The sequence below is a fragment of the Aeromonas sp. S16(2024) genome (genome assembly GCF_041403065.1).
Classification (GTDB): Bacteria; Pseudomonadota; Gammaproteobacteria; order Enterobacterales; family Aeromonadaceae; genus Aeromonas.
The window spans coordinates 201,494-227,380 of the sequence record NZ_JBGLQX010000002.1 but is presented as its reverse complement, the minus strand read 5'-3'; the positions used below and the strand labels follow the sequence as shown (position 1 = coordinate 227,380).

Here is a 25,887-nt window from a genome sequence, read left to right as displayed (position 1 = left end):
GGGGTCATAATATCGCAAACTGCACTTTCTCTGTAGCAAGGCCTGAGTGATGAAGTTATTTGTTAGAGATTTGACTGTGATCGATTCCAGCTATCTGTGCGAGCGTCGCGGCATGGTAGGGGAGAGCTGGCTGGTGGACATCGAGATGAGCGGCGAGCTCAACGAGATGAGCATGCTGCTGGACTTTGGCCGGGTGAAGAAGCTCGTCAAGTCGATCATCGATGAAGAGGTGGATCACAAGCTGCTGGTGCCGACCGAGAGCCCCCTGGTCCATGTCCACGCTCTGGACAACGACGAGTGCACCGTGGATCTGCTGCGCCCGGGTCGCTCCATCCACCTGCGCTGCCCGGCCCAGGGGTTTGCCTTCATTCCCGCCCCCCAGGTGGACAAGGAGTCGGTGACCCGCTATCTGCTGGCGGTGCTGGCCAAGCGCCTGCCTGGCAACATCAAGGATCTCTCCCTGACCCTGCGTCAGGAGAAGATCGAGGGCGCCTTCTACCACTACAGCCATGGTCTGAAGAAGCACGACGGCAACTGCCAGCGCATCGCCCACGGCCATCGCTCTCCGGTCGAGATAGAGGTGGACGGGGCGCGCAACGAGGAGCTGGAGCTGAACTGGGCCGAGCGCTGGGCCGACATCTACCTCGGTACCCTGGAGGACAAGGTGGCCCTCTCCGAACTGGACTTGAGCGAGCTGGCCAAGGCCCACCTGGGGGAGCATCACCTCGGCTTCAAGTACCTGGCGCCCCAGGGGCTGTTCCAGCTCGCCATGCCGGCCGCCGAGGTGGAGATGATCGACACCGACACCACCATAGAGCTGCTGGCCCACTACATTGCCCGTGAAGTGAAAAAGCAGGTGGGAGACAAGCTCGTCAAGATTGTCGCCTATGAAGGGGTCGGCAAGGGCGCCATCGCCTACGCCTGATCCCCAGGCGCAAGCCGCAATAAAAACGAGGCCCCGCATCTGCGGGGCCTCGCCGTTTAACTGCCGTGGCTAAGGGGGCTCAGGCGCTAAGCCGGAAGCGCTGCACCAGCCCCTCCTGCTGCTCGGCCAGGCTGTCGAGCTGCTGGCTGGTCTCGGCGACCCGCTCTATGCCCTGATAGTTGAGATCCGAGATGTCGGAGATGCGGTTGAGGTTGGTGGCGATGTCGGCGCTGGTGGCCTGCTGCTGCTCGGCGGCGGAGGCTATCTGGCTAGACATGTCGCTGATGAGCACCACTATGCCCTGCACCTCCTCCATGGCGTTGTTCGCCTGGGAGCTCTGATCCACGCAGCTGTCCATCTCGCGGGAGCACTCCTGCATCACGTTGACCGCCCGGGCGACCCCCTGCTGCAGGTTCTCTATCATGGTCTGGATCTCGCTGGTGGACTGGGCGGTGCGACCGGCCAGGTTGCGCACCTCGTCCGCCACCACCGCAAAGCCACGGCCCTGCTCGCCGGCCCGGGCCGCCTCGATGGCGGCGTTGAGGGCCAGCAGGTTGGTCTGCTCGGCGATGCCGCGGATGACGTCGAGGATGTTGCCAATCTGGCCGCTCATGGCGCTTACATCGCCGATCACCTTGCCGGTCTGCTGCAGCTTGCCCGCCAGTTGATGGGTGGTGGTGATGTTGCCTGCCATCACCTTGCGGCCCATCTCGGAGGCTTTCTCCACGTCCTGCACCCGCTCCAGGGTCTGGTTGGCGGCCTGGGCCACCTCCCGCACCGAGGCCTCCATCTGGGTCATGGCGGCGGCGACCGAGGCGGTCTCCTGACGCTGTTTCTCCAGATCCGCGCGCACCGATTCGGTGGTGTGGCGGTTGTCGTGGGCGGCGCTGTTGAGCTGGGTCGAGGCCTGGGAGAGCTGCTTGAGCACGTCTCCCATCTGCTGGATCAGCAGGTTGATCTGGCTGCCGAGCTGGCCGAACTCGTTCTGGCTCTTGAAGCCGACCCGCTGGGTCATGTCACCCTGGGTCACCTGGGTGAGCACCCGCAGCAGCTCCTTGAGGGGGCGGCGTATGGCCTTGCCGAGGGTAAAGGCCACCAGTATGGCGACGAAGATGGCGATGACAATGCTGATCCCCTGGGTCAGGGTGCTCTGGGTCTGCACCCGATCGGAGGCCCTGATGCTGGCGTTCATCAGCTGCTGGCTCTGGGCGGTGATCCCCTCCAGCTTGTTCTGGATGCTGACGATGAGCTGGCTCGCCTGCTTGCTCTGCTCGCGCATGCTCTGCTGCTGCTTCATCAGCGCCAGGTACTGGGCGAGCACCCCCTCATTGGCGGTGGTGTCGCGCACGAAGCCATGGACGTAGTGGCCCATGTTGTTGTCGAAATCCTTGAGCTCCCCCTGGAGATCCTTGATGGTGCTGTTGAAGCCCTCGATCTGCATCTTGTTGCGCTTGAGCGCCGCTTCGATGGGGCCGGGGATGCTCTGGTTGAGGGCATCCATGGTGGAGAGCTCGATGGCGGAGAGCTTGGTGGTCAGGGTCTCGGAGAGCATCTTGATGAAGCTGTCGTCGACGGTGACCATCATGTCGCCGAGGTTCTTCTTGAACTGGGGCAGGCTGACCTGGAACTGGCCCTTGGCCTGGTTGACCTTGTGCAGCCGGGTGAGCAGGGCCTCGTGCTCGGTGGGCAGGGTCTGGGTCAGCTGCAGGTAGTCAGCCACCAGCTTGCCGAGGGCTGTCATCTCCCCCTGCAATTCGGGGTGTGCCGCCACCTGCTGCCTGAGGGTCGTCAGCATCTTGTCGACCTGGCCCTTGGCCTGCTGCAGCTCGGCCACTTCCGCCGGCAGTTGCTTGGGATCCTGCTCGGTCAGCACGTCGGTGAGCCACTTGTTGGCGCTGAGCAGGCTGATCTGGGTCTGGCTGCTGGCGATCACCAGCGGCATGGACTCTTGTGTTACCTGGTCCAGGGCATCGCTGAGTTCGCTCTGGCCGCGAAAGGTCAGTACCGCGCTGGCGACCATGACGGCGACCAGAATGGCAAAGCCCAGATAGACTCTCTGTAAGATCGAGAGGTCTGACATTGTTTGTTTCATTATTGTCCCGCTGTCTATGCAAAAGTCCCTTGCCTGAGTACCCCGTCCCTTTGGTACCCTGCATGCCCTCACGGGGAATGCCGCTGGGGTACTCGGGACGTCATCCTCACTATCGGTATTCTTCACAATAACTGAAGTGATTGGGACAACGGCTGTGTCAAATGTCGGCTTGTGTCACACTTGGCGGGCTGTGGCGACATTTTTGGGAGTCGCTTGAGTTTTGCATTGAATTTTCTTTTTCATATAAAGGAGTTACCCATGGCGCAAGAAACCATTTTCAGCAAAATCATCCGCAAGGAGATCCCCGCCGACATCCTTTATCAAGACGATCTGGTGACCGCCTTTCGCGACATCCAGCCCAAGGCCAAGACCCACATTCTGATCGTGCCCAACGTGCTGATCCCCACGGTCAACGACGTGGAAGCGGATCACGAGCTGGCGCTCGGCCGCATGTTCACCGTGGCCCGCAAGCTGGCGGCGGATGCCGGGATCGCCGAGGACGGCTATCGCCTCATCATGAACTGCAACCGCCACGGCGGGCAGGAGGTCTACCACATCCACCTGCACCTGGTGGGTGGCCAGCCGCTGGGACCCCTGCTCAGCCTGTGATGCGTCCCGCCTCATTGACCGGCCTGCTGTTGGCCGGTCTGCTGCTGGGAGGCTGCGCCTCCCGCTGGCAAGATCTCTTCGTCTCCTATTCCGATCAGATGGTGCCCCTGCGCAACCAGCTGCTGCTGGGTCATGCCGCCGAGGCCCTGCCGAAGGTGCGGGAATCGACCCCGGGGGACGACACCTATGTGCTGGATCAGCTGGAGAGAGGGCGCATCGCCTGGCTGGCGGGTCAGGACGGGGTCAGCAAGCAGGGCTTTGCCGCCGCCGACAGCCGGCTCGCCTGGGAAGACAGTCAGGCCCAGTACCGCCTGAGTCACGGCCTCGATCAGGCGGGCAGCCTGCTCACCAACGATCAGACCATGGCCTACCGGGCGCCGGACTACGAGCGCACCATGCTGCACCACTATCTGGCGCTGAACTACCTGCAGCGCGGGGATGCCGAAGGGGCCCTGGTGGAGGTGCGCCGCGCCAACCAGGTGCAGGAGAGGGCGCTCAAGGCGCGGGCCGACGAGGTGCGCAAGGCCAAGGAAGAGAGCGAAGAGGCCGAGGCTGATACCGCAGCAGAAGGGGAGATGCGCCAGCTGATGTCGCGCGGGGCGCCCGAGCTCGATCGCCTGATAGGTCAGGTGAAAAACGGTTTCCAGAACGCCTATACCTTCTATTTCTCCGGCGTGCTCTACGAGGCGGCCGGGGATCTCAACGACGCCTGGGTGGACTATCAGCGCGGCTATCAGATAGCGCCGGACAACCAGAGCCTGCAGGATGCCTTGCTGCGCCTGGCCCGGCTGCGTGGCGCGGCGGACGAGCTCAGGGAGACAGAGAAAAGGGTGGGCCGCAAGGCGCCGCCGCTGACCAGGGATCAGGGCCAGCTGGTGGTGCTGTTTGAAGATGGCCTGATCCCGGCGCGGCGGGAGATCTTCCTGCCCCTGCCGATTTCCACCTCCAGCGGCGATTTTCGTACCTTCACCGTGGCGGTACCCTATTACGACAACAGGGCCAGCGATACCGGCCCGCTGACGGTGTCGGCGGGCAAACAGGCCGGGCGGACCAGCTCGCTGGTGCGACTCGAGGCGCTGGCGGCCAAGGATCTGCAGGAGCGGCTGCCCGGCATGCTGACCCGTCAGGCGCTGCGGCTGGTGGCCAAGGAGCAGCTCAGACGCTCCGCCGCCAAGGAGGGGGGGGATGTGGGCAACATACTGGTGGGGATCTTCAACACCCTCTCGGAGCGGGCCGATACCCGCAGCTGGCTGACCCTGCCCGCCGAGGCATCGAGCTGGCAGGGAATGGTCCCGGCCGGGGAGGTGCAACTCCGGCTGGGGGCGGGCAGCGCCATGCGCACCCTGCCTCTCACAGTGCACGCCGGCCGCACCACGCTCGTCTGGGTGCAGCGTCTCGGCGCCGGATTGAGCACCCGAGTGATGCCCCTATGAGTGCCCGTTTGGGCAAGATCACACACTGACCGGCTCGGCCCATCGGCCGCCGGCAAGGAGAGCAAGATGAAAGCACATGGCTTGGCCCTCGGGCTGGTACTGCTGCTGGCGGGTTGCGCCACCAACACCTCTGGGGTGGCGCTCTATGGCGCGCCCGGGGCGGCGGCGGTGGCAGAGCAGCACCAGAACGTCAATGTCACCCTGACCGAGCTCAGCCGCCGCCAGCAAAACGGCCTGCTGCAGGTCAACGTGGCCGCCGCCAGCACCCAGCGCGGCGACAACAAGCTGCAATACCTGTTCTATTGGTATGATGACGCCGGGCAGGAGGTGGCCAGCGATGGCCGCGGCTGGACCCCCATCAAGCTGCACGGCTACCAGACCCGCACCCTGTCCGCCCTGGCGCCGAGCCCGGCCGCCCGGGGCTACCGGATTTACGTACGCGAAGTGATTGAGGAATCGAACTGATGAGAATGAACCATGCCCTGCTGATCCTGACTTCTGCCCTGCTGCTGGGGGGCTGCTCCAGCACCACCGTCAGCTATGGCGACGCGACCGAGACAGAGACGGTGACAGTGGATTACGGCTCCTCCGACTTGCAGGCCATCGCCGACAAGATGGCGGACTCCATGCTGGCCTCACCGGTCACAGGCGAGATCACCGCAGGGGGCCGTCCCGTGATGTTCATGGACTCCATCCGCAACAAGACCTCGGAGCACATCGACACCGAGGCCATCACAGACACCATCCGCACCAAGCTGCTGCGCGCCGGCAAGTTCCGCTTCGTGGACATGAGCAAGGTGAGCGCGGTCAAGCAGCAGCTCGAGTACCAGCAGAGCAGCGGCATGGTGGATCCCGCCTCCATGGTGCGCCTTGGCAAGCAGACCGGCGCCCGCTACATGGTCTATGGCAACCTCGCCAGCATCGTCAAGGACAATGGCAAGGTGAAGGACGTCTACTACCAGATGACCATGAACCTGATGGATCTGGAGAATGGCGAGCTGCTGTGGGCCGATCAGAAAGAGATCCGCAAGCAGGCGAAGACCTCCACCTTTGGCTGGTGAGGCGACCCGGCAGCAGGGGGATCTGGCGGAGCTGACCCTGCTCGCCAACCTGCCTGCCCCCTGGCACCAGGGACGCCTTGAGCCACTGGCGAGCGGCCTGACCAACGGCAACTACCGGCTGCATCTGCCCTCGGGGCAGAGCGGCTTCCTGCGGCGCGGCCACCCGGATCCGGTCCGGCTCGGTATCGACAGGGCCACCGAGTGGCAGCTCTATCAGGGGGCCGTGGGGCAGGGGCTGGCCTTGCCCTGTCATCACGGCGATCCCGCCACCGGCCTGATGCTGCTGGACTGGTGCGACGAGCCTAACTGGGCCGTCGCCCCGCCGCCCCTGGCAGCCCAAGCCCCCTTGCTGGCCGAGGTGCTGAGGCGACTGCACCGACTGGCACTGCCCGCCGTGGTGATGGCGGTGCGGGCCCACAGCGCCGGCTATCGGCAGCGCCTGGCCCACATTCCCCCCTGGTTGCCAGCGCTGGAGCGGGCCCTGCTCGCGAGCCGCGAGCCGGACGACTGCTGGCTCCCTTGCCATCATGATCTCAATCCGGCTAACTTGTTGGGCCACAGGCCCTGGGTCATCGACTGGGAGTATGGCGCCGCCGGTCATCCCGGCTTCGAGCTGGCCAGCATACAGCGCACCCATGGCTGGAGCGAAGAGCTGCGGTGCCAGTTGGAGAGCTGCTATCTTGAAGGCAGGGGAGGCGCTCATAAGCTGCTCAATGGCAAGGGATTCCAGGCGGATGCCTTCCTGCCCTGGGTCGATTACATCGGCCTGCTGTGGGCGCTGCTGATGGCGGAGCAGCAACCCGGGCCCGACTATCAGGCCCTCATCGACATGAACCGCCAGCGCCTGGAATGAGATAGGCCAGAGGCCAGCGCGACGCTTATTTTCTACGACTTGGAGGCATGCATGGTGACCAGATTCTCATGGCGTCAACCCCGCAGCTGGAGCCTGCTGCTGCTCTGCCTGCTGATGACCGGCTGCGCGACCCGGGTGATCTACTACTGGCTCGACTCGGCCATCGTCTGGCAACTGGACGACTACTTCTCCCTGGACCGCAGCCAGAAGACCCTGCTGGACAGGGAGGTGAAGGGGCTGATGGCCTGGCATCGCCAGCACGAGCTGCCCATCTATGCCCGGGATCTCGATGCCCTGGCCAAGGCGGTGGCCAGCCCCATGACCCCGGCCCAGGTCACCCTGCACCTGGACCGCACCCAGGCCAGCCTGACCCGCACCCTGGAGAACGCCATTCCCCGCACAGTGCGCCTCGCCAGCACCCTGACCGATGCCCAGGTGGCGCGCTTCATGACCGATAGAGTGAAACGCCAGCAGGAGCGCCAGCATGATTTCACCACCGAACCCAAGGCGCAGATGCTCAAGGAGTTCAGGGAGAAGATGAGCGAGCGACTGGTGTTCTGGATTGGCAAGGTGAAGCCGGCCCAGGAGCCGCTCATTGCCCAGTGGGCCGAGTGGCAATACGAGATGATGCCCCCCTGGCTCGAGTTTCAGGAGGCCTGGACCAAGGAGCTGGAGCGGCTGATGAAGCAGCGCCAGGACCCGGACTTTGGCAAGGAGCTGACCCGACTGCTGCAACAGGGGGATGGCCTGATGGATGGTCGCTTCACCGGTTACACCGACCAGTCACGCCAGCGCACCATACAGTGGCTCAGCGCCCTCAGCCAGTCGATGGATCTCTCCCAGCGCGCCCACCTCTACACCCTGCTCAAGGACTATGCCGAGGACTTCGAAACCATGACCCGCAGCCGCTGATTGACAGGATCCGCGCCGCAAGGGCGGCAGGCGTCATGGCCTGCCGCCCTTGTCCTTGTGGGGGGGCTATGGTAGTTTGCCCTTTCTATTATTCGGGAATTAACTTTTTGAGCCTGCTGGACAAAGTGAAACTGGCGGCGATGACCCTGCTCATCGCGCTCACTCTGCTGCTCTCTACCGTTTCGGTGGAGGGGCTCAAGGTACCCGCTTCCCAGCACGCCGCCCAGCTGATGGGGGAGGCCGCGGATCCCGCCGACGGCGCCCGGATGAACCACGGCGCCAGCGACAGCGACGACGGTGTCGTCAAGTTCATCGGCTCCCACCAGAGCCACCTGCTGCGCCTCGAGCACTCCCTGAGCCGGGATCATCAGCCCGGCAGCGTGGTCTACGAGCTGGTCATGAGCTGGGCCCAGCAGGCCATACTGCTGCTGCTGTGCGGCCTGCTGCTCTACGCCGCCCTCTTCTACCCGAGGACGAGCTTTCGCGATCACTTCGCCAGCATCCACCGGCGCCGCCTGCAGCGCCGGCACCTGCAATACCGCTTCTCCCAGAGTTTCCTCGCCTGACCCCGATGGGGTCAGTCTGCCTGCTGTTGCCTCATCTTCTCTCTGTTGCTGTTCACTTTTAGTGAACGGCTAGGCTGTCTTGTTTCATTTTTTTGCACGGTGCGACCCGGCGTCGCCCCTTGCGCTCGCCTGACAGAGGCCGATTTCATGAGAAAAAAGAGTCATACCGTCTTGAACCGCATGAGCCTGTGGCAGTACGCCCTGCTGCTGCTGATGCTGCTCACCTTCGCGTTCTATTCCCTGCCCACCTTCTTCGGTGAGCAACCCTCCCTGGGCCTCCATGGCCAGACCCGTCTGAGCGAGGCGCAGCAGCGCCTGCTGCAGGAGCACCAGATTGCGCCCCAGCTGCAGATCGAGCAGAAGGAGCGGATCGAGCTGGTGTTCGCCACCCAGGCCGAGCAGCAGCGGGCCAAGCAGTTGCTGGAGCAGCAGGGGGTGGACAGCGCCGCCCTCACCCTGGAGTTTCACTCCAATGCCCCGACCTGGATAAGCCGGCTCGGCGCCGATCCCATCAAGCTCGGGCTGGACTTGCGCGGCGGCTCCCAGCTGCTGATCGGGGTCGATGTGGACTTTGTCATCGACAACCAGACCAAGAACCTGGTGGATACCCTGCGCACCCGCTTCCGTGAGGCCAACCTGCGCGGCGCCAGCGTGATGCGCACCGCCCAGGGGGCCCTGGCCGTCACCCTGCCGGACGTCGACGGGCAGGAGGGCTGGCTCACTATCATCAAGGAGAGCGCCGGCACCCGTCAGGATCAGTGGAAGCTCTCCCGCTCCGGCAATGAGCTCAAGCTGGTGCTGAGCGATGCAGAGCGCACCCTGCTGGTGAACAACGCCGTGACCCAGAACCTGTCGATCCTCAAGAAACGGATCAACGAGCTCGGCATCGTCGAGGCCTCGGTCCAGCGTCAGGGTCAGGACGGCATCCGCATCGAGCTGCCGGGGGTGCACAACCCCAAGCAGGCGAAAGAGGTGATAGGCGCCACCGCATCCCTGGCCTTCTACGAGGCCAAGGCCGACAGCCGCTTCTTCATGGCGGATCGCAACGGCCAGGCGGTCGGTCTGGCCCGCAAGCCGGTGCTGAGCGGCGAGCACATCGTCGATGCCCGCGCCAACATGGGGGAGATGGGTCAGCCCCAGGTCAACATAGTGCTCGACACCCTGGGTGGCAGCAAGATGAACCAGTTCAGCCGCCAGCACGTGGGCAAGCCCATGGCCACCGTCTTCACCGAGTACAAGACCAACGCCGAGGGCAAGCTTCGGGCCAGAAGCGAGGTGATCAACGTCGCCACCATCCAGACCGCCCTTGGCAACCAGTTCCGCATCACAGGGATTGGCAGCCTGCCGGAGGCCCAGGAGCTGGCCATGCTGCTGCGGGCTGGCGCCCTCACGGCGCCGCTGAAGATCCTGGAAGAGCGCTCAATCGGCCCGACCTTGGGTCTGCAGAACATAGAGGCGGGCTTCACCGCCCTGGCGTTCGGCATGGCGGGCATGATGCTGTTCATGATGGCCTGGTATCGCAAGTTCGGCTGGGTTGCCATCACGGCGCTCATCGGCAACCTGCTGATGCAGGTGGGGATGCTGGCGGTGCTGCCCGGCGCCGTGCTGACCCTGCCCGGGATCGCCGGCCTGGTGCTGACGGTGGGCATGGCGGTGGACACCCATGTGCTCATCTTCGAGCGGATCAAGGACAGGCTGCGGGAGGGGGGCTCCTTGGCCAACGCCATCGACTTTGGCTATCGCTCGGCGTTTCGCACCATCTTCGATGCCAACATCACGACGCTCATCTGCGCCGTGGTGCTCTATGCCATCGGCTCAGGGCCGCTGCAGGGCTTCTCCATCACCCTGATCCTGGGGCTCATCTCCAGCATGGTGACCGGCATCTGGGGCACCCGCGCCATCATCAACCCCCTGTGGGGCAACAGCCGCGCCAAGCTGCTGAGGGTATGACCATGACTGACCACCTGTGTCATTGCACCGCGCGTTCGAGCCTGCTCCGCGCCACTTGCTTCCGGTTGGGAAGCCCAAGCCATCTGCTGTCGAGGGAAGAAGAATGCTGAGAATGATCATTGCCATGGGCCTGACCCGCTGGCGTTACATCGGGATGTGGGCCTCGGTGCTGCTGACGTTGGCGAGCATCGCCGTGCTCGCCATCAACGGGCTCTCCCTTGGGCTCGACTTCACCGGCGGCATACTGCTGGAGTTTCGCATCCAGACCCTGAAGGAGGCCCACGAACTCAACGCCCTGCTGAGCGCCCCCCTGGCCGGGGCGGTGGAGCTGCACGGCGCCGGCGTGCCCGGCGAGTGGCTCATCAAGCTGCCTCCCCACGAGCTGCCCTGGGCGGCGGAAGATCTGGCGACCATGCTGGGGCAGCAACTCGCCCTGCCGGTGGAGCTGCTGCGCACCACCATAGTGGGCCCCCAGGTGGGCGCCGAGCTGTTCCAGCAGGGGATGCTGGCGGTGCTGGTGGCCTCCTTGGCCATCTCCGCCTATCTAGCGGTGCGCTTCGAGTGGCGCCAGGCCATCGGCATCCTGGTCTCTGTGCTGCACGACGGTCTGGTGGCCCTGGGGCTGCTGGCGCTGTTCAATATCGAGTTCGACCTCAACGTCATCGCCGGTCTGATGGCGGTGATCGGCTACTCCCTCAACGACAGCATCGTCATCTCGGACCGGCTGCGTGACCTGCTCGGTTCGCGCACCCAGATGGGGATCCACGACTGTTCCGATGTGGCCATCAAGGCCACCTTCAGCCGCACCATGATCACTTCGGGCACCACATTGTTCACGGTGGGGGCCCTGCTGCTGTTCGGTGGGGACGCCCTGTTCGGCTTCTCCTTCACCCTGTTCGCCGGCATCCTGGTGGGCACCATCTCCTCCATCACGGTCGCCTCGACCGTGCAGGAGCTGCTGGGGCTCTCCCCCCAGGCTTACCAGAAGAAAGAGGAGGATCTGGCCGAGGCGGCCTGATGCCTTTGCCATTCCTTGCATGCAGAACGGGCCCCACTGGGCCCGTTTTTTTGTCTCTTTGGCTGGCCTAGAAGCCGGAGCCCGGTTGCTGCAAAAATTCGGCCTCCTCCGGGGTGCTGGTGCGCCCCAGGATGGCGTTGCGATGGGGGAAGCGGCCAAAGCGCTGGATGATCACCTGATGGCGGCGGGCGAAGTCGGCGAATCCCTCGAAGGTCTCCCGGGCCGGGCCGTCCGCCTGCTCGGCCGCCAGCGCCTCGAACAGGGCCACGCTTCTGGCCTGCTGCTCCCGGGACTCCGCATGTTCCAGCGGCAGGTAGAAGAAGACCCGCGCCAGCGGGGAGAGGGCCTTGTCCGCGCCAAGGGAGAGGCCCCTGAGGCAGAGATCCCGGGCCTTGGTATCCTGGGTAAAGGCCGCCGGGGTGCCACGATGAAGGTTGCGCGGCAACTGGTCCAGCAGCAGGATCAGCGCCAGCCTGCCCACCGGCACCTCGGCCCAGTGGGCGAGCTCCCCCTCTGCGGCGGCCTGTGCCAGCTCGCCAAAGCGGTGCGCCAGCAGCGCGTCCGTCTCGCTGATCTTGCCCCACCAGAGGGGGGCTTGCCTGGCGGCGCGGGGGGCGTCGCCTGAGTCGTCGCCAAACCAGAAATCGAGCAGGGGTTGCCAGGGTTGCATGGGTACTCCTTGGGCCTGGGGCCTTGAGGTGAAACAAGGCCGATTGACCCTGTCATGGGGGGCTGCCGAAAGGGCGGCTTCTCGTTACACTGTGCCATCTTTTGCCTGAAACAAGGAGCCCCCTCTGCTCGGCACTCGCTCGCGGCATCGGCCCGGCGAGATGGCCTGGGTGCCGGAGGGGATTTTCCCACTGATATAAGGAATGCCTGATATGGCCGGAACCAGTCTGTTGGCCCTGCCGGGCGATATTGCCAGCGTGCCGGGTGACCTGGCCCTGATGACCGGGGCGGTGACCAGGAAGAGCGCCGTGCTGCCTGGGGCGATGTTTCCCACTGATATAAGGAATGTTTGATATGGCCGGAACCAGTTTGTTGGCCCTGCTCGACGATATTGCCAGCGTGCTCGATGACGTGGCCCTGATGACCAAGATGGCGGCCAAGAAGACCGCCGGTGTGCTGGGGGACGATCTCGCCCTCAATGCGGAGCAGGTCTCCGGGGTGCGGGCCGAGCGGGAGCTGCCCGTGGTGTGGAAGGTGGCCAAGGGCTCGTTTCGCAACAAGCTGATCCTGGTGCCTGCCGCCATCGCCATCAGCGCCCTGATCCCCTGGCTCATCACCCCCTTGCTGATGCTGGGGGGCGCCTACCTCTGCTTCGAGGGGGCCGAGAAGCTGGCCCACAAGTTCCTGCCCCACGACAGCGGCGAGACGGCCTCGTCGGCGCAGGCGATCCCGGACGATCTGGAGGCCTTCGAGCAGCAGAAGATAAAGGGGGCCATTCGCACCGACTTCATCCTCTCCGCCGAGATCATCGTCATCGCCCTCGGCACAGTGCAGGGTTCGAGCCTGGGCCTGCAGATTGCCGTGGTGGCGGGCATAGCCCTGCTGATGACGGTGGGGGTCTATGGCCTGGTGGGGCTCATCGTCAAGCTCGACGACATCGGTCTGCACCTGCTGCAAAAACCGGATGCCGGCGCCCTGCGCCGGGCAGTGGGGCGGGGTCTCTTGGTAACGGCACCCCGGCTGATGCACCTGCTGGCTCTGGTCGGCACCATTGCCATGTTCATGGTGGGGGGCGGCATTCTGGTCCACGGCTGGCCCTTTGCCCATCACCTCATAGAGGGGGTGGCCGCCAGTCTGGCCCCCCTGGCCGGGGGCGCCGTGCTGGCCGCGGTGACGCCGACCCTGCTGAGCGCCCTGGTGGGGGTGGTGGCCGGTCTGCTGCTGGTGCTGGCCATGACCCTGGTGGGCAAGCTGACTCCCGCGAAATAACAGCGGCGGCCGCTCAGGAATCGTCCCCTGCCGACAGGGGGCGTCGCAGGTCGGATCTGCTGTTTGTTGACCAGAATGGGGGCTAGGCAAGGGCCGGCCCCCTTCGTACTATTTGGCGGTCACTGCCCACAGAGGCGGGACGCCCACATGGACGCAAACAGACAAGGACAGTTATGACCACCACCCTTTGGCAGGATGATCACATCTATGCCGCCCCCGATTGCCCGGCCATCGACGCCGACTTCCAGCGCGCCGCAGATGGCCTGACCGAGATCGCCAACCTGCTGGCCGCCTTGCCGGAGACCCGGGACATCAACCCCTTGCGCCACCTGCTTCGGGCCATTCGCCGTCAGGCCAATGCCGTGAAAGCACAAGCCTGGAACAGCCAGACCTTCGCCTACAACCGGCTCAGCCGCAACGGCCGCGACGAGGCCGCCCGGGTGCTGCTCTCCCGTGGCCAGCAGCTGCAGGCGAGGCTGGCCCAGCTCGTCAAGCCGGTGGCCCTGTTCTGGCTGAATGCCCCCGAGGATCAGGTGCGGGCCCTGCTGCAGGATCCCGAGCTGTTCGAGCTGGCCTACCTCATTCGCCACGATCGCCGGTTGCAGGATCAGGCTCTCTCCCTCGAGAGCGAGCAGCTGATCGAGGGATTGGCGGTGGACGGCCTGCAAGCCTGGGGGGATCTCTACGACAGCCTGGTGGCCAGACTCAGGCCGGTGGTGGCGGGGGAGCCCATGGGGCTGGCCCAGGCGGACAACCTGCTCGCCCACCCGGACAGGGCGCGGCGCGCCAGCGCCTGGCACGGCATTCAGGCCGCCTGGGCTGGCGAGCAGGAGACGGTGGCCGCCATCCTCAATGCCATCAACGGCTGGCGCAACGAGCTCGCCACCCAGCGCGGCAAGGGGCGGCGGCTCGATGCGCTGGATCTCTCCTGCCACCAGGGGCACCTGGAGCGCGCCACCCTGGAGACTCTGATGGCGCAGGCCGAGGCCCACAAGACGCTGGGCAGGCGGGCCCTGCAAGCCATGGCAAGCGCCCAGGGGATAACGGATTTTGCCCCCTGGGATCTCTATGCCCCTGCGCCTTATGGGGCGCAGGCCAGCTTTGGCTTCGAACAGGCGCTGACCCTGGTGGCCGATGCCTTCGCCGCCTTCGATCCCGAGATGGGGGAGTTCGTCCGCATGATGGCGGATCGGGGCTGGATAGATGCCGCGCCGAGCGACAACAGGCGCAGCGGCGCCTATTGCACCGAGTATGCCGACCCCGCCGAGCCCCGGGTCTTCCTCACCTTCGAGGGCACCATGGACAACGTCATCACCCTGGCCCACGAGCTCGGCCACGCCTGGCACAGCTGGCTGCTGCGGGAGTTGCCGCTGGAGCAGCGTGACTACCCCATGACGCTGGCCGAGACCGCCTCCCTGTTTGCCGAGACCCTGGTGCGGGACGCCCTGCTCGCGCGCTCGCAGACCCGCGAGCAGCGCCTGACCATCGCCTGGATGGACGGGGAGCGGGTCGCGAGCCTGCTGCTCGACATCCCCTCCCGCTTCCACTTCGAACGGGCGCTGGTGGCAGGCCGGGCCGAGGGGTATCTGGGGGCGGGCCAGCTGAGGGCCATGATGAAATCCGCGAAGCAGCAGTGGTATGGTGACAGCCTCAGCCAATATGACGAGCTGTTCTGGGCCAGCAAGGGTCACTTCTCCATCGCCGAGTTCGGGTTCTACAACTACCCCTATCTGTTTGGCTACCTGTTCAGCCTGGGGCTCTATGCCCAGAAGGAGCGGGTTGGGGCCGACTTCGTGCCGGCCTATCGGGCGCTGCTCGCCGACACCGGCCGCATGAGCGCCGAGGATTTGGTGGAGAAGCACCTGGGGGTCGACATTCGCGAGCCCGCGTTCTGGCAGGAGAGCCTGCGCTCTGTGGAGGAGGCGGTCAGCCGTCTCGAGCGGCTGGTGTAGTCGCGAGTCGTCGCGAGTCCTCCTGAGCGCTGGCAGGAGAGCCTGCACTCTGTTGGAGGAGGCAGTCGAGCGCCTCGAGCGGCTGGTGTAGTCGCCTGTGTTTGATCCGGCTGGTGTCGCCGCCAGCCTTGGTATTCCTGTGCGTGGCCCTGGGGCCACCCCTGTTTCACGACGGGCCGGACCCGTCTCTGACAATGAGCGTTCGATGCAACAACGAGTCTACCCACAGCAGTGGCAAAATCAGCACATCTACCCCTCCCTCGACAGCAGCGTACTGGAAGCGGACATGAGCCTGGCCCGCGCCAGCCTCGCCGAGCTGGCGGTCTTTATCGACGGCCTGGGCCCGCTGCGTGATCAGGGCGCCGCCCTGCAGGATGGCTTGCGGGATGGCTTACGAGAGGTGCGGCTGCGGGCCCGTCGCATCCGCGAAATAGGCTGGAATATCGCCGTGCTGGCGGCCTGCACGGGGAGCCAGGACGCCAGGGATCCCCTGGCCAAGCAGCTGGCCTCCCGGGCCCGGGCCCTCAATGCGGACCTGTTCAAGACGCTGGCGCCCATCGAAGATCTGATGCTGGGGCTGCCCGAGGCCGAGTTCGGGGCGCTGATGCAGGATCCCCTGCTCGGGGAGGAGGAGTATCGGCTGCGCCACGAGCGCTGCCTGCAGGATCAACGGCTGCCGGTGGAGGCGGAGCAGCTGGTCATCGGCCTTGGCACCGACGGCCTGCACGCCTGGGGCAACCTCTACAACGATCTGGTGGGCAAGATCCGGGTGCAGGTCGCCGGCCAGGAGCGGGGGCTGGCGGAGGCGAGCAACCTGCTCTCCAGCCCGGATGGGGCCCTGCGCAAAGAGGCCTTCGACGCCATCAGCGCCGGCTGGGAGGGGGAGCAGGAGACGGTGGCCGCCATCCTCAACGCCCTCAACGGCTGGCGCCTGGAGCTCTCGCGCCAGCGCGGCAGGGTGCGGACCCTGGATGCCCTGGATCTCTCCTGCCACCAGAGCCACATCGAGCGGGCGACCCTGGATACCCTGATGCAGGAGACCTGGCAGGCGCGCCATCTGGGCCAGCGGGCCCTGGGGCTGATGGCCCGGCGGCTCGGCATCGAGGAGCTGGGGCCGGAGGATCTGTTCGCGCCGCCCCCGGCGAGCAGCCACCGCAGCATCCCGTTCGAGGAGGCGATCGAGATCATCGCCCTGGCCTTCACCGGGTTCGATCCCGAGATGGGGGCGTTCGCCCGCATGATGGCCGAGCGCGGCTGGATTGACGCCGCCCCCACCCCGAACCGGCGCACCGGGGCCTACTGCACCAAGTTTGCCGATCCGGTGGAGCCGCGGGTCTTCATCACCTATGCCGGCACCATGGACAACGTCATCACGCTGGCTCACGAGCTGGGGCACGCCTGGCACAACTGGCTCATCCGGGACTTGCCCATGAGCCAGCGCAGCTACCCCATGACGCTCGCCGAGACCGCCTCCATCTTCGCCGAGACGCTGGTGCGCAGCGCCCTGTTCGAGCAGGCCCGAAGCGCCGAGGAGCGCCAGGCCATCGCCTGGGCGGAAGCCGACGGCGCCGCCACCTTCCTGGTCAACATCCCGGCCCGCTTTGACTTCGAGCAGGCCCTGGTGGCCGAGCGCGAGCAGGGCTATGTGTCATCGGCCCGGCTCAAGGCGCTCACCGACGAGGCCTGGGGGCGCTGGTATGAGAAGAGCCTTGGCCGCTATCACCCCATGTTCTGGGCCGCCAAGGCGCACTTCTCCATCGCGGGGTTCGGTTTCTACAACTACCCCTACCTCTTTGGCTACCTGTTCAGCCTCGGGGTCTATCAGCAGCTGATAAGCCGTCAGGCCGCGGGCGAGCAGGATGTGGCACAGGCCTATCGCGCCCTGCTGCGAGACACTGGCCGCATGAGCGCCGAGGATCTGGTCGCAAAACACCTTGGGCAGGACATTCGCGAGGCGGCCTTCTGGCAGGGGAGCCTGGCGCTGGTGGCGGCGGCGGTGGATCGCTTCGAGCAGACCCAGAGCTGAGGCCGGGCGCCGCGTCAGGGGCCTGGAGCCCCTTTTCCCCTGCCGAATGCGCCCAAAGGGAGTGGGAAAAGGATTTTCCGGCGGCGGGGGGCGTGATCCAAAGCAAGAAAGTGCGATGTTTTGGTGGCGCCTCTGCGGTTCGCTGGGGTAGTTTCGATAGAACCGACACAGTTCTTGAGGTCTTATCCATGATCATCTATCTGCATGGCTTCGATGCCACCAGCCCCGGCAATCATGAGAAAGTGCTGCAGTTGCAGTTTATCGATGATGATGTGCGCTTCGTTCACTACAGCACGGTGCACCCCCGCCACGACATGAGCCACCTGCTCAAGGAGGTGAAGAAGCAGCTCGACATGAGCACAGACCCCAAGCCCCTCATCTGCGGGGTAGGGCTCGGCGGCTACTGGAGCGAGCGGATCGGGTTTCTGTGCGGCATCAAACAGGTGGTCTTCAACCCCAACCTGCACCCGGAAGAGAACATGCAGGGCAAGATCGACAGGCCGGAAGAGTACGAGGACATCGGCACCAAGTGTGTAACCGAATTTCGTAATAAAAATTCAGGAAACTGCCTGTGCATCCTTTCCGTTCAGGATGAAATCCGCGATAATCGGGACACTGAACGTGAATTGAAGAACTATTACGACATCGTATGGGATGAGCGCGAGACCCATAAGTTCAAGAACATCTCGCACCATCTGCAACGGATGAAGGCCTTCAAAGAAGCCTGAGCCATCACGTCAACCGATTTCGTTTTAGGGAGCCAATGGCTCCCTTTCGTTTTGAGGAACCAAGGAAAATCATCATGATGAATATTGTCGTTGTAGGCGGTGGCGCCGGCGGTCTGGAGCTTGCGACCAGCCTGGGCCGCAAGCTGGGCAAGAAGAACAAGGCCAGGATCACCCTGGTGGATCGCAACCGCACCCACCTGTGGAAGCCCCTGCTGCACGAAGTGGCCACCGGCTCCATGGATGCGGGCATCGACGCCCTGAGCTACCAGTCCCACGCCAAGAACCACGGCTTCGAATTCCAGCTCGGCAGCCTGACCGACATCAAGCGCGACGAGAAACGCATCGTGCTGGCGCCTATCCATGACGAGAGCGGCGCCCTGGTGGTCAACGAGCGGGAACTGCCTTACGACATGCTGGTGATGGCCATAGGTTCTGTGTCCAACGACTTCAACACCAAGGGCATCAAGGATCACTGCATCTTCCTGGACAGCCCCTCCCAGGCGCACCGCTTCTACAACAGCATGATGAACCGCTTCCTGCAGTTCGCCACCGAATACCAGCCCGGTGACAAGGTGAAGATCGCCATCGTCGGTGGCGGTGCCACCGGCGTCGAACTCTCCGCCGAGCTCTACAATGCTGTGGAGCAGCTCTACGCCTACGGCTTCAAGAACCTCACCACCGACAGCCTCAAGGTGACACTGGTGGAGGCGGGCCCCCGCATCCTGCCGGCCCTGCCGGAGCGCATCAGCGGCTCCGCCCATCAGGAGCTGGTCAAGCTGGGTGTGGACGTGCGCACCGCCACCATGATCACCGAAGCCACTAGCGATGGGCTGCACACCAAGGATGGGGAGCTGATTGAAGCAGACCTCATGGTGTGGGCCGCGGGCATCAAGGCACCGGACTTCATGAAGGAGATCGCCGGCCTCGAGACCAACCGCATCAACCAGCTGGTGGTCAAAGAGACCCTGCAGACCACCCGTGACGAGAACATCTTCGTCATCGGCGACTGCGCCGCCTGCCCGCAGCCGGACGGCAAGTTCGTGCCGCCCCGCGCCCAGTCCGCCCACCAGATGGCGACCCAGGCGTTCAAGAACATCCTGGCCAAGATGAACGGCGGCGAGATGAAGCCCTACCTCTACCATGACCACGGCTCCCTGGTCTCTTTGAGCCGCTTCTCCACCGTGGGCAGCCTGATGGGCAACCTGATGCGCGGCTCCATGATGGTGGAAGGTTACATCGCCCGCATCGTCTACATCTCCCTCTACCGTATGCACCAGGTCGCCCTGCACGGCTACATCAAGACCGGCCTCATCATGCTGGTGGGCCGCATCAACCGGGTGCTGCGCCCGAGCATGAAGCTGCACTAAGCCTGTGCCTTGAGTGGCAAGCACAAGACAAACGACAAGGAGAGGCTCGCCTCTCCTTTTTTATGGCCGTTTTTGACGACCGCGACCCGGCAAGCGCCGCTGGAAGCGGGGCGGGGAGATCGGCCCCTGCCTGCCCGTCCCCCTGGCCGGTTATTTGCGATAGAGGATGTTGTCCTGCCCCGCTTTGGGGTAGTCTGGAGCCCATTTTCACCCCAAGGAGCGCAAGATGATCCTCTCAACCACCCCCACCCTGGAAGGCAAGGCCATTCGTGAATACCGCGGCATAGTCGTGGGTGAAGCCATCCTGGGTGCCAACATCTTCAAGGACCTGTTCGCCGGCATCCGCGACATCATAGGTGGCCGCTCCGGCGCCTACGAAAAGGAGCTGGCCCGGGCCCGGGAGATCGCCTTCGAGGAGCTCAAGGAGCGCGCCGCCGCGCTAGGGGCCAACGCCGTGGTCGGCATCGACATCGACTACGAGGTGGTGGGCCAGAACGGCAGCATGCTGATGGTCAGCATCAGCGGCACCGCCGTGGTGATCTAGCTCGCCTTTGCCCCCTGGCCGCCTGTGACGGCACGCAGCAAGCCGACCCCGAGGTCGGCTTCTTTATTGGGCGCGGCCCCCTAGGGTATGGGGGGCGATTCACCCTTCTCCCCTTGCGGGAGAAGGGTTGGGGATGAGGGGAAGGCCCCGGGCCGGGAATATTGTTTACTTTTTCTATCCGACCTGGTTATGTCGTTTGATTTCTCTAAACAAAAAACGGCCTGCCCGGTGCCTGCGAGCCCTTGCCGGGATGAAAACACCTGGCGTCAGCAGGTTCAGCCCTTATGTCCCGTTTCATGCAAAGAGGCCGCAGTTGCGGCCTCTTTGTTGTTGCTATCGGGCAGGATCAGGGCAGGGCATCGGCCCTGAAGGTATTGCAAGGATCTGCGGCCCCCGTCTCTTAAATGTTTATTGATCTCAGGGCAGGGCATAGGCCCGGAAGGTGTTGCAAGGATCTGCGGCCCCCGTCTCTTAAATGTTAATTGATCTCAGGGCAGGGCATCGGCCCGGAAGCTGGCGCGGATCTGCGGCACCAGGGGGGAGGGGTCGAAGCCCTTCTCCTCCCCCAGCACCGGATGGAGCACGGGCTTGTCCTCTATGGGGGTGAGATCCCCTGCCAGCAGCGCTCGGGTGGCCTGTCCCATCTGGTAGAGCTGGCGCACCGGGGCGAACTGGCGATCGAGCGTGATGGCGCCATCGTTGCGGGTGAAGGCCATCATGGGGATCTGGTAGGGGGCATCCCGGGGCGGCTTGGCGCCATGGATGTTCTTGCCCGCCGACATCAGGAAGGGCTGGTGATCCCCGAAGGCCACCACCAGGTAGCGCTTGCCGGAGCGATCCAGGGTCTTGAGCAACCGCTCCAGGGAGGCCATGGCGTCCACCACCCCGGTGTAGTAGGTGTTGAGCAACTGCCTGTCCGCCGGGCTCTGATCCGGGCAGGCCCGATCGAGCTGCTGGGCCCGATAGCGATCCCCGTCGAAGGGGCCGTGCCCCTGCATGGTGACCGCGTAGGCGAACAGCGGCTTGTCATCCTGCTCGCTGCGCCTGAGCAGGTGATCGATGAGGGCGTCGTCGGAGATGTAGAGTCCCTTGTGTTCCAGGGTGGTGAAGCGGGTGTCGAACCAGCGCTCCTGGTAGCCGAGCGCCGGAATAGCCTTGGCGCGGCCCCAGAACTTCTCCACATAGGGGTGGGCGAACAGGGTCTGGTAGCCGTTCTGCCTGGCGCTTTGGGCAAGGCCGGGCACCTTGTCCGAGAGGTAGTAGTAGGGCACCACCCCCTGCTTGAGCAGGCCCACCGGCAGGCCGGTATTCATCTCGAACTCCGCCAGCACCGTCATGCCCCCTGTGGTGGGGGAGTGGATGGTCTTGTGCCACTGGGCCACGCCGGCGGGCAGAGAGAGGGTGGGGGCGGGGGCGCAGATCTTGCCCTGCCAGTCGAGCCAGAGGGACTCATATTGCAGCACTATCACCAGATCGAAGCGGGGCGGCTGGCCCGGGGCCGGCTGGCTGAGCTCGGGGGTGCGCTCGTTGATCTGCAGGGGGTAGCGGAAGATGTTGCCGCTTTGCAGCATCTCGTCCACCAGGTTGAACAGGTAGAGGCCGGGGCCGGCGCGGATGATGTCCCTGTGATAGTTGACCGCCCTGTCCACGTAGCGGATGTTGGCCCCGAGCAGCTTGTTGCCGGTCTGGGTGGCGAACACGCAGAGCGCGAAGAAGGCGGCGGTGGCGGCGGCCGTGCGCAGGATCCAGCGCGACAGGGCAAAGCGCCAGCACAGGAACAAGAGCCCCAGCACGGCCAGCACCGGCAGCACGGGGTGCTGATCGAGCAGTATGTGCAGCAGGGCCAGCAGGTTGCCGAGATCGTCCCCCCCAAGCGGCACCCCGTAGATGGCAATCTTCATGAAGTTCGCCAAGAGGCCTATGCCCGAAAGCGCCGTAAAGACCAGCCCCATATAGAGGTTGAAGCCCGCCAGGGCGCAGAGGCTCCAGCCCAGCACCATGCTGCCCCAGGCGAGGTAGTAGTGCTCGGGCCTAAAGCCCGACCAGAGCAGAAACTCCCCCAGCTTGAACACCACGAAGCCGTGCAGCAGCACGAAGGTGAGGTTGCCGAGCAGCAGGCTGCCCAGCACCCGGGAGCGGTAGCTGCGGCGCAGCCGCGGCATCAACCCCCTGAGCACGGCGGCGCTCACCAGCAGCACCAGCAGCAGGCTGGTCATCAGGTAGACAAGATTGAAGCCGCGCTCCGGCAGGGTCTGCAGGATCTGGCTGTATTCGGCGCTCTCGGGCCTGTCCGCCAGTAGCAGGCCGATCCGCAGCTGATAGCGGCTGTCGAGGGCGTCGTCGGGGGCGCGCAGGGCGCTGTTGAGATCCAGGGTGCAGCGGCTCTGGCGACACTTCTGGCGTTTCTCCACCGCCTGGCTCAGCTGATCGATGCGAATGCCCTTGTCGTTGAGCAGCTCCACCCGCACCTTGTCCCCCGCCTGCAGCGGCTTGAGCAGTTGCCACTGGCTGCGCACCACCAGATAGAGGCCGCGACTGTCGCTCTTGTAGAGCAGGCTGTGGCGGCTGAGGGTGGCGATGGGCTGATCGGCGGGCCCCAGGATCAGCGGCTGTGCCTGCCCGAGCCAGCCGGCGGGATTGAGCAGCGGCAGGGCCAGGGTCAGCAACAGCAGGGCGATCAGCAGACCGAACAACCACCCGGCCAGAGATTGGGAGGAAGAGGGGGAGCGATCACAGACAGGGGCATTCATAGAGGCTCATCCTTGGAGCGGGCAGGGCAGCAACGCTGCATCTATTTTGACCCGATGGTGAGGGGCTTGTTCCTTGATGTCAATTTAATGACGACGGGATGAATATTGGGTGACGGTCTGGGCGTGCAAATTGTGATCCCGATCCGGGAGGGGCACTCATTCTGTGATGAAAGCGTCATCATGGGCCTTTGCCGCTGGTCTGGGAGGGGGGCGCTGTTTAGTCTCTCAGTAACGGTTGGAGGTACATGTATGAATCCCAAGGTTGCGGCACGTCAGGCAAGATTGCTCCAGATGCTGGAGAACGGGGACGAGATCCGGATCGGGCGTGAGCGAGACTGTCCCCTGCCCCTGGCCCAGCTGACAAGGCTGACCGAGGATCACCCGGCCGTCGTCAAGGTCTATGGTCAGGGGCTCACCGCCGAGGTGTTCCACCTCAAGGTGGAGGGCCACCACTGGTGCCTGAAGCGCTGCCGGCCAGACTCCCTGGTGGCCAACGTCGACGGCAAGACCGCCTTTCTCACCGAGCTGGAGCGGCGCCGGGAGATAGAGAGCCTGCGCGAATTGCACCCCACCATCCTCTCCAACGTGGTCTGCACCAGCTTCGGCTCCGCCCGCACCGGGGTGCTGATCTCTCCCTGGCTGCGGGGAGAGCCGGTGCGCAGGCTGAGTGAACGCAACCTGGCGCAGATGCTGGCGGTGGAGGCCGAGCTGGCCCGCTGGGGCTGGTTTGACTGGGATCCGAGTCCGGGCAACCTGCTCGACGACGGCCAGCAGATCTCGGTGTTCGACTTTGGCTACATGTGGCCCTTCGATCCCCTGCACGAGTTCAACTCCAATGGCCTGAGCGACCCTGAATTTCATGTGCCTGAGCGGCTGGAGACCCGTACCCTGTCGGGGCTCTGGCTGGAGGAGGCAGACCCCCTGCCGCTGTTTCGCCACTGGCGCGCGCTCTGCCTCGCCTGGGCGAAGGGGGAGTTGCAATATCTGTCACGGGAGGGGGCCAGCGCCCCCGTGCTGGCCCGGATGCAGGGGCTGGTGGGGGAGTGGAGTGCGGCGCTGGCAAGCGAGCAGGCGCTCGCCGCCAACTGGTGGCGCGACATGTATCGCAGCCACCGGCTCGACATTGCGGACGATCTCAGCGGCAAGAGCTGCGGCCCCATGACCCTGCGCCGCCTCGACTGGCTGGAGCAGGCGGTGCGGGATCACTTCCCGGCGCTGGCCGATAACCTGGGATTTGACGAGGCGGGGCTCAGCCAGGCTGCGCTGTTGCAGCGGCTGGGGGCGCTGCGCGAGCAGATCCGGGCCAACCTGTTGCCGACCCGGACCAGCCAGCCTGCGCGCTGACATGAGGGGTTAACAGAATGACGAGAGGGGCGCATCGGCGCCCCTCTTCGTTGGTATCGGCTCTGGCGCCATGGCCTTCCCCTGATACCGACCCTTCTGCCGCAAGAGAAGAGGGGCCTGCCATGGTTTCACTCAGGCTCAGTCGAGCAGCTCCTGATGGAGGCGATTGACTATGTTGCCCGCCTCGCTCTCCTTGACCAGGAAGCAGAGGTTGTGGGCGCTGGCGCCATAGCAGATCATCCGGATATTGTGCTCGCGAATGGCGTCGAACACCCGGCTGCCCACCCCGGCGGCCTCGCTCATGCGGTTGCCAATCAGGGCCACCAGCGCGAAGTCGGTCTCCACCTCCACCTTGCACAGCTGGCCGAGCTCCGCCAGCACCTTGTCGCCCAGGATGGGCTCGCCGTTGCTCTGGCTGCCGGTGTGATCCAGGGTCAGGGAGACACTCACCTCCGAGGTGGTGATGAGGTCCACCGAGATGCGGTGACGGGCCAGGATGCCGAATACCTCCGCCAAAAAGCCGTAGGCGTGGAACATGTTGAGGCTGTGCAGGGTGACCAGTACCTGCTGGCGGCGCAGGGCCACGGCGCGAAACAGCGGGCTGGTCTCGGTGCTGGCGCGGATCCAGGTGCCACCGGCCGCGGGATCCCGGGCTGCGCCGACGAACACCGGAATGTCCTGGCGCAGTGCGGGTTGCAGGGTGGCAGGGTGCAGCACCTTGGCGCCGAAGGTGGCCATCTCGGCCGCCTCCACGAAGCTGATTTCCGGGATGGGGCGGGCCCGGGTGACCAGGCGCGGATCCGTGGTGTAGATGCCGGGCACGTCTGTCCAGATCTCTATGCTGCCTGCGTCCAGCGCCTCGGCGAGCAGGGCCGCGCTGTAGTCGGAGCCGCCCCGGCCGAGGGTAGTGGTGCGGCCATCGGCGTCGGCGCCGATGAAGCCCTGGGTGATGATTAGGCTGTCACCCAGCAGGGGGCCCAGGGTGGCCTGGCAGAGGGTGCGGGTGGCGGCGAGATCCACGGTGGCCTTGCCAAAGCGGCTGTCGGTGCGCAGCAGCTGGCGTGCGTCCTGCCAGCAGGCCTTGATGCCCCGCTGGTGCAGCAGCTCGGTGAAGAGGCGGGTGGACATCAGCTCGCCGCAGGCGATGAGGCGGTCTGCCAGTTCGGCATCCGTGTGCTGGCAGGCCTGGCGGGCCATGGTGCGAATGTCGCCAAGCTGGGCGTGAATGAGCGCGCTCACTTCCCCCGGGTTGCCGAGCGCCGTCAGTATGGCCTGCTGGATCCCGGTCAGCTTGTCGAGCTGGGCATCCTGCCCGGCTTCGTCCAGTTCACCCTGGGCCAGGCTCACCAGCAGGTTGGTGACCCCGGCGCTGGCGCTCAGTACCACTACCCGGGTCGCCGGATTGGCCAGCACCACGTCGGCGCAATGGTTCATGGCCGCGGCATCGGCGACACTGGTTCCGCCAAACTTGGCGACGTTGATCGGGTTCATTGCATACTCCTGTCTCAAGGTGAAAATCCGGTTTCATCGGGCAAAAGAGAGGAGGAGGCGATAAATGGCAGGAAAACGCGAGGATCCCGGCCAGAAGCACTCCATCCGCGGTGCCCATCCCACAAGGATCCTGCTGGATGCCTGTGGGATGCACACGACCGATGACAACCCGGGGGATTCAGCCCCCGCAGCCGACGTTGAGGTATCCAGTTGCCTCACTCGTCTCGGCGCTGCTCCCCCTGACCCAAGTTCACCGGACTCTGGTGTCCTCCCTTGGGCTGCCTGGGCAGCGCTCCTCTTCTGGTGCCACCCTGGAAGGTGGCGTGCA

At 64.8% G+C, this 25,887-nt stretch carries 22 protein-coding genes and 1 riboswitch; of the genes, 18 read left to right on the top strand and 4 right to left on the bottom strand.

What is annotated here, in order from left to right; genetic code table 11:
• Nucleotides 1-49 precede the first annotated feature (49 nt).
• Nucleotides 50-925, top strand: coding sequence for a 6-carboxytetrahydropterin synthase (locus ACB030_RS02815; RefSeq protein WP_371157853.1), 876 nt, complete (start codon nucleotides 50-52; stop codon nucleotides 923-925).
• A 79-nt stretch (nucleotides 926-1,004) separates the two neighbouring features.
• Here ACB030_RS02815 and ACB030_RS02810 read toward each other — a convergent pair whose 3' ends face one another.
• Entirely contained in the window at nucleotides 1,005-3,017 is a 2,013-nt protein-coding gene (locus ACB030_RS02810) for a methyl-accepting chemotaxis protein (protein WP_371157851.1), read from the bottom strand.
• A gap of 258 nt (nucleotides 3,018-3,275) precedes the next feature.
• Between ACB030_RS02810 and hinT the strand changes: the two genes are divergently transcribed.
• The 9 genes from hinT (at nucleotide 3,276) to secF (ending at nucleotide 11,419) form a co-directional block, all read left to right on the top strand.
• Complete coding sequence (gene hinT, locus ACB030_RS02805) at nucleotides 3,276-3,626, top strand: purine nucleoside phosphoramidase (RefSeq protein WP_025326574.1); 351 nt, start codon at nucleotides 3,276-3,278, stop codon at nucleotides 3,624-3,626.
• Nucleotides 3,626-5,059 carry a COG3014 family protein gene (locus ACB030_RS02800; RefSeq protein WP_371157849.1) on the top strand — a complete coding sequence of 478 codons (1,434 nt, stop codon included), beginning with the start codon at nucleotides 3,626-3,628 and terminating at the stop codon, nucleotides 5,057-5,059. The genes hinT and ACB030_RS02800 overlap by 1 nt, the downstream gene beginning before the upstream one ends.
• A 66-nt stretch (nucleotides 5,060-5,125) precedes the next feature.
• A complete protein-coding gene (locus ACB030_RS02795) occupies nucleotides 5,126-5,524 on the top strand; it encodes a YcfL family protein (protein WP_139436040.1) in 399 nt (132 codons plus the stop codon).
• Nucleotides 5,524-6,120: a penicillin-binding protein activator LpoB gene (gene lpoB / locus ACB030_RS02790; RefSeq protein ID WP_319912968.1), complete on the top strand. Its 597-nt coding sequence runs from the start codon at nucleotides 5,524-5,526 to the stop codon at nucleotides 6,118-6,120. Before ACB030_RS02795 ends, lpoB begins: the two co-directional genes overlap by 1 nt.
• On the top strand, nucleotides 6,110-6,973 hold the full coding sequence (locus ACB030_RS02785) for a phosphotransferase (protein WP_371157846.1): 864 nt from the start codon (nucleotides 6,110-6,112) through the stop codon (nucleotides 6,971-6,973). Before lpoB ends, ACB030_RS02785 begins: the two co-directional genes overlap by 11 nt.
• A 51-nt stretch (nucleotides 6,974-7,024) precedes the next feature.
• Nucleotides 7,025-7,885 (top strand): DUF6279 family lipoprotein, encoded by an 861-nt coding sequence (locus ACB030_RS02780; RefSeq protein WP_371157844.1) that lies wholly within the window; start codon nucleotides 7,025-7,027, stop codon nucleotides 7,883-7,885.
• A gap of 68 nt (nucleotides 7,886-7,953) precedes the next feature.
• Nucleotides 7,954-8,451, top strand: a complete 498-nt coding sequence (locus tag ACB030_RS02775; protein ID WP_371157842.1) for a hypothetical protein — start codon at nucleotides 7,954-7,956, stop codon at nucleotides 8,449-8,451.
• A 147-nt stretch (nucleotides 8,452-8,598) separates the two neighbouring features.
• Entirely contained in the window at nucleotides 8,599-10,401 is a 1,803-nt protein-coding gene (gene secD / locus ACB030_RS02770) for a protein translocase subunit SecD (protein ID WP_371157840.1), read from the top strand.
• Between the two features lie 103 nt (nucleotides 10,402-10,504).
• The gene (secF, locus tag ACB030_RS02765; protein ID WP_371157838.1) at nucleotides 10,505-11,419 is read left to right on the top strand and encodes a protein translocase subunit SecF; all 915 of its coding nucleotides are present in this window, start codon (nucleotides 10,505-10,507) and stop codon (nucleotides 11,417-11,419) included.
• Nucleotides 11,420-11,486: 67 nt separating this feature from the next.
• On the opposite strand, the gene ACB030_RS02760 is transcribed toward secF, so the two are convergent.
• Nucleotides 11,487-12,089, bottom strand: coding sequence for a DUF924 family protein (locus ACB030_RS02760; RefSeq protein WP_371157836.1), 603 nt, complete (start codon nucleotides 12,087-12,089; stop codon nucleotides 11,487-11,489).
• Nucleotides 12,090-12,300: 211 nt separating this feature from the next.
• Here ACB030_RS02760 and ACB030_RS02755 point away from each other — a divergent pair, with 211 nt between their 5' ends.
• The 7 genes from ACB030_RS02755 (at nucleotide 12,301) to ACB030_RS02725 (ending at nucleotide 19,974) form a co-directional block, all read left to right on the top strand.
• Nucleotides 12,301-12,441, top strand: coding sequence for a hypothetical protein (locus ACB030_RS02755; protein WP_371157834.1), 141 nt, complete (start codon nucleotides 12,301-12,303; stop codon nucleotides 12,439-12,441).
• 1 nt (nucleotide 12,442) lies between these two features.
• Complete coding sequence (locus ACB030_RS02750) at nucleotides 12,443-13,357, top strand: DUF808 domain-containing protein (RefSeq protein WP_371157832.1); 915 nt, start codon at nucleotides 12,443-12,445, stop codon at nucleotides 13,355-13,357.
• Between the two features lie 173 nt (nucleotides 13,358-13,530).
• On the top strand, nucleotides 13,531-15,309 hold the full coding sequence (locus ACB030_RS02745) for a M3 family oligoendopeptidase (protein ID WP_371157830.1): 1,779 nt from the start codon (nucleotides 13,531-13,533) through the stop codon (nucleotides 15,307-15,309).
• A 205-nt stretch (nucleotides 15,310-15,514) separates the two neighbouring features.
• Entirely contained in the window at nucleotides 15,515-17,335 is a 1,821-nt protein-coding gene (locus ACB030_RS02740) for a M3 family oligoendopeptidase (protein ID WP_371157828.1), read from the top strand.
• Between the two features lie 188 nt (nucleotides 17,336-17,523).
• Complete coding sequence (gene ycfP, locus ACB030_RS02735; RefSeq protein ID WP_005331594.1) at nucleotides 17,524-18,063, top strand: alpha/beta hydrolase YcfP; 540 nt, start codon at nucleotides 17,524-17,526, stop codon at nucleotides 18,061-18,063.
• 74 nt (nucleotides 18,064-18,137) lie between these two features.
• Nucleotides 18,138-19,430, top strand: a complete 1,293-nt coding sequence (locus ACB030_RS02730) for an NAD(P)/FAD-dependent oxidoreductase (RefSeq protein ID WP_371157826.1) — start codon at nucleotides 18,138-18,140, stop codon at nucleotides 19,428-19,430.
• A gap of 226 nt (nucleotides 19,431-19,656) precedes the next feature.
• Nucleotides 19,657-19,974 carry a heavy metal-binding domain-containing protein gene (locus tag ACB030_RS02725; RefSeq protein WP_371157825.1) on the top strand — a complete coding sequence of 106 codons (318 nt, stop codon included), beginning with the start codon at nucleotides 19,657-19,659 and terminating at the stop codon, nucleotides 19,972-19,974.
• A 488-nt stretch (nucleotides 19,975-20,462) separates the two neighbouring features.
• Here the strand turns inward: ACB030_RS02725 and ACB030_RS02720 are convergent, their stop codons facing one another.
• Nucleotides 20,463-22,724 carry an LTA synthase family protein gene (locus ACB030_RS02720; protein ID WP_371157824.1) on the bottom strand — a complete coding sequence of 754 codons (2,262 nt, stop codon included), beginning with the start codon at nucleotides 22,722-22,724 and terminating at the stop codon, nucleotides 20,463-20,465.
• Nucleotides 22,725-22,973: 249 nt separating this feature from the next.
• Between ACB030_RS02720 and ACB030_RS02715 the strand changes: the two genes are divergently transcribed.
• Nucleotides 22,974-24,068, top strand: a complete 1,095-nt coding sequence (locus ACB030_RS02715; RefSeq protein WP_371157823.1) for a hypothetical protein — start codon at nucleotides 22,974-22,976, stop codon at nucleotides 24,066-24,068.
• Between the two features lie 138 nt (nucleotides 24,069-24,206).
• On the opposite strand, the gene lysC is transcribed toward ACB030_RS02715, so the two are convergent.
• Entirely contained in the window at nucleotides 24,207-25,559 is a 1,353-nt protein-coding gene (lysC, locus tag ACB030_RS02710) for a lysine-sensitive aspartokinase 3 (RefSeq protein ID WP_371157822.1), read from the bottom strand.
• A gap of 86 nt (nucleotides 25,560-25,645) precedes the next feature.
• A riboswitch (Lysine riboswitch) is annotated at nucleotides 25,646-25,867 on the bottom strand.
• Nucleotides 25,868-25,887: the final 20 nt, after the last annotated feature.

Coding starts and splice junctions, on each gene's coding strand:
- ACB030_RS02715 (WP_371157823.1), top strand. CDS start 22,974: ATGAATCCCAAGGTTGCGGCACGTCAGGCAAGATTGCTCCAGATGCTG.
- ACB030_RS02760 (WP_371157836.1), bottom strand. CDS start 12,089: ATGCAACCCTGGCAACCCCTGCTCGATTTCTGGTTTGGCGACGACTCA.
- ACB030_RS02800 (WP_371157849.1), top strand. CDS start 3,626: ATGCGTCCCGCCTCATTGACCGGCCTGCTGTTGGCCGGTCTGCTGCTG.
- ACB030_RS02755 (WP_371157834.1), top strand. CDS start 12,301: ATGGCCGGAACCAGTCTGTTGGCCCTGCCGGGCGATATTGCCAGCGTG.
- ycfP (WP_005331594.1), top strand. CDS start 17,524: ATGATCATCTATCTGCATGGCTTCGATGCCACCAGCCCCGGCAATCAT.
- ACB030_RS02745 (WP_371157830.1), top strand. CDS start 13,531: ATGACCACCACCCTTTGGCAGGATGATCACATCTATGCCGCCCCCGAT.
- ACB030_RS02775 (WP_371157842.1), top strand. CDS start 7,954: ATGGTAGTTTGCCCTTTCTATTATTCGGGAATTAACTTTTTGAGCCTG.
- secF (WP_371157838.1), top strand. CDS start 10,505: ATGCTGAGAATGATCATTGCCATGGGCCTGACCCGCTGGCGTTACATC.
- ACB030_RS02780 (WP_371157844.1), top strand. CDS start 7,025: ATGGTGACCAGATTCTCATGGCGTCAACCCCGCAGCTGGAGCCTGCTG.
- ACB030_RS02795 (WP_139436040.1), top strand. CDS start 5,126: ATGAAAGCACATGGCTTGGCCCTCGGGCTGGTACTGCTGCTGGCGGGT.
- ACB030_RS02740 (WP_371157828.1), top strand. CDS start 15,515: ATGCAACAACGAGTCTACCCACAGCAGTGGCAAAATCAGCACATCTAC.
- ACB030_RS02750 (WP_371157832.1), top strand. CDS start 12,443: ATGGCCGGAACCAGTTTGTTGGCCCTGCTCGACGATATTGCCAGCGTG.
- ACB030_RS02730 (WP_371157826.1), top strand. CDS start 18,138: ATGATGAATATTGTCGTTGTAGGCGGTGGCGCCGGCGGTCTGGAGCTT.
- ACB030_RS02815 (WP_371157853.1), top strand. CDS start 50: ATGAAGTTATTTGTTAGAGATTTGACTGTGATCGATTCCAGCTATCTG.
- secD (WP_371157840.1), top strand. CDS start 8,599: ATGAGAAAAAAGAGTCATACCGTCTTGAACCGCATGAGCCTGTGGCAG.
- ACB030_RS02725 (WP_371157825.1), top strand. CDS start 19,657: ATGATCCTCTCAACCACCCCCACCCTGGAAGGCAAGGCCATTCGTGAA.
- hinT (WP_025326574.1), top strand. CDS start 3,276: ATGGCGCAAGAAACCATTTTCAGCAAAATCATCCGCAAGGAGATCCCC.
- lysC (WP_371157822.1), bottom strand. CDS start 25,559: ATGAACCCGATCAACGTCGCCAAGTTTGGCGGAACCAGTGTCGCCGAT.
- ACB030_RS02720 (WP_371157824.1), bottom strand. CDS start 22,724: ATGAATGCCCCTGTCTGTGATCGCTCCCCCTCTTCCTCCCAATCTCTG.
- lpoB (WP_319912968.1), top strand. CDS start 5,524: ATGAGAATGAACCATGCCCTGCTGATCCTGACTTCTGCCCTGCTGCTG.
- ACB030_RS02810 (WP_371157851.1), bottom strand. CDS start 3,017: ATGAAACAAACAATGTCAGACCTCTCGATCTTACAGAGAGTCTATCTG.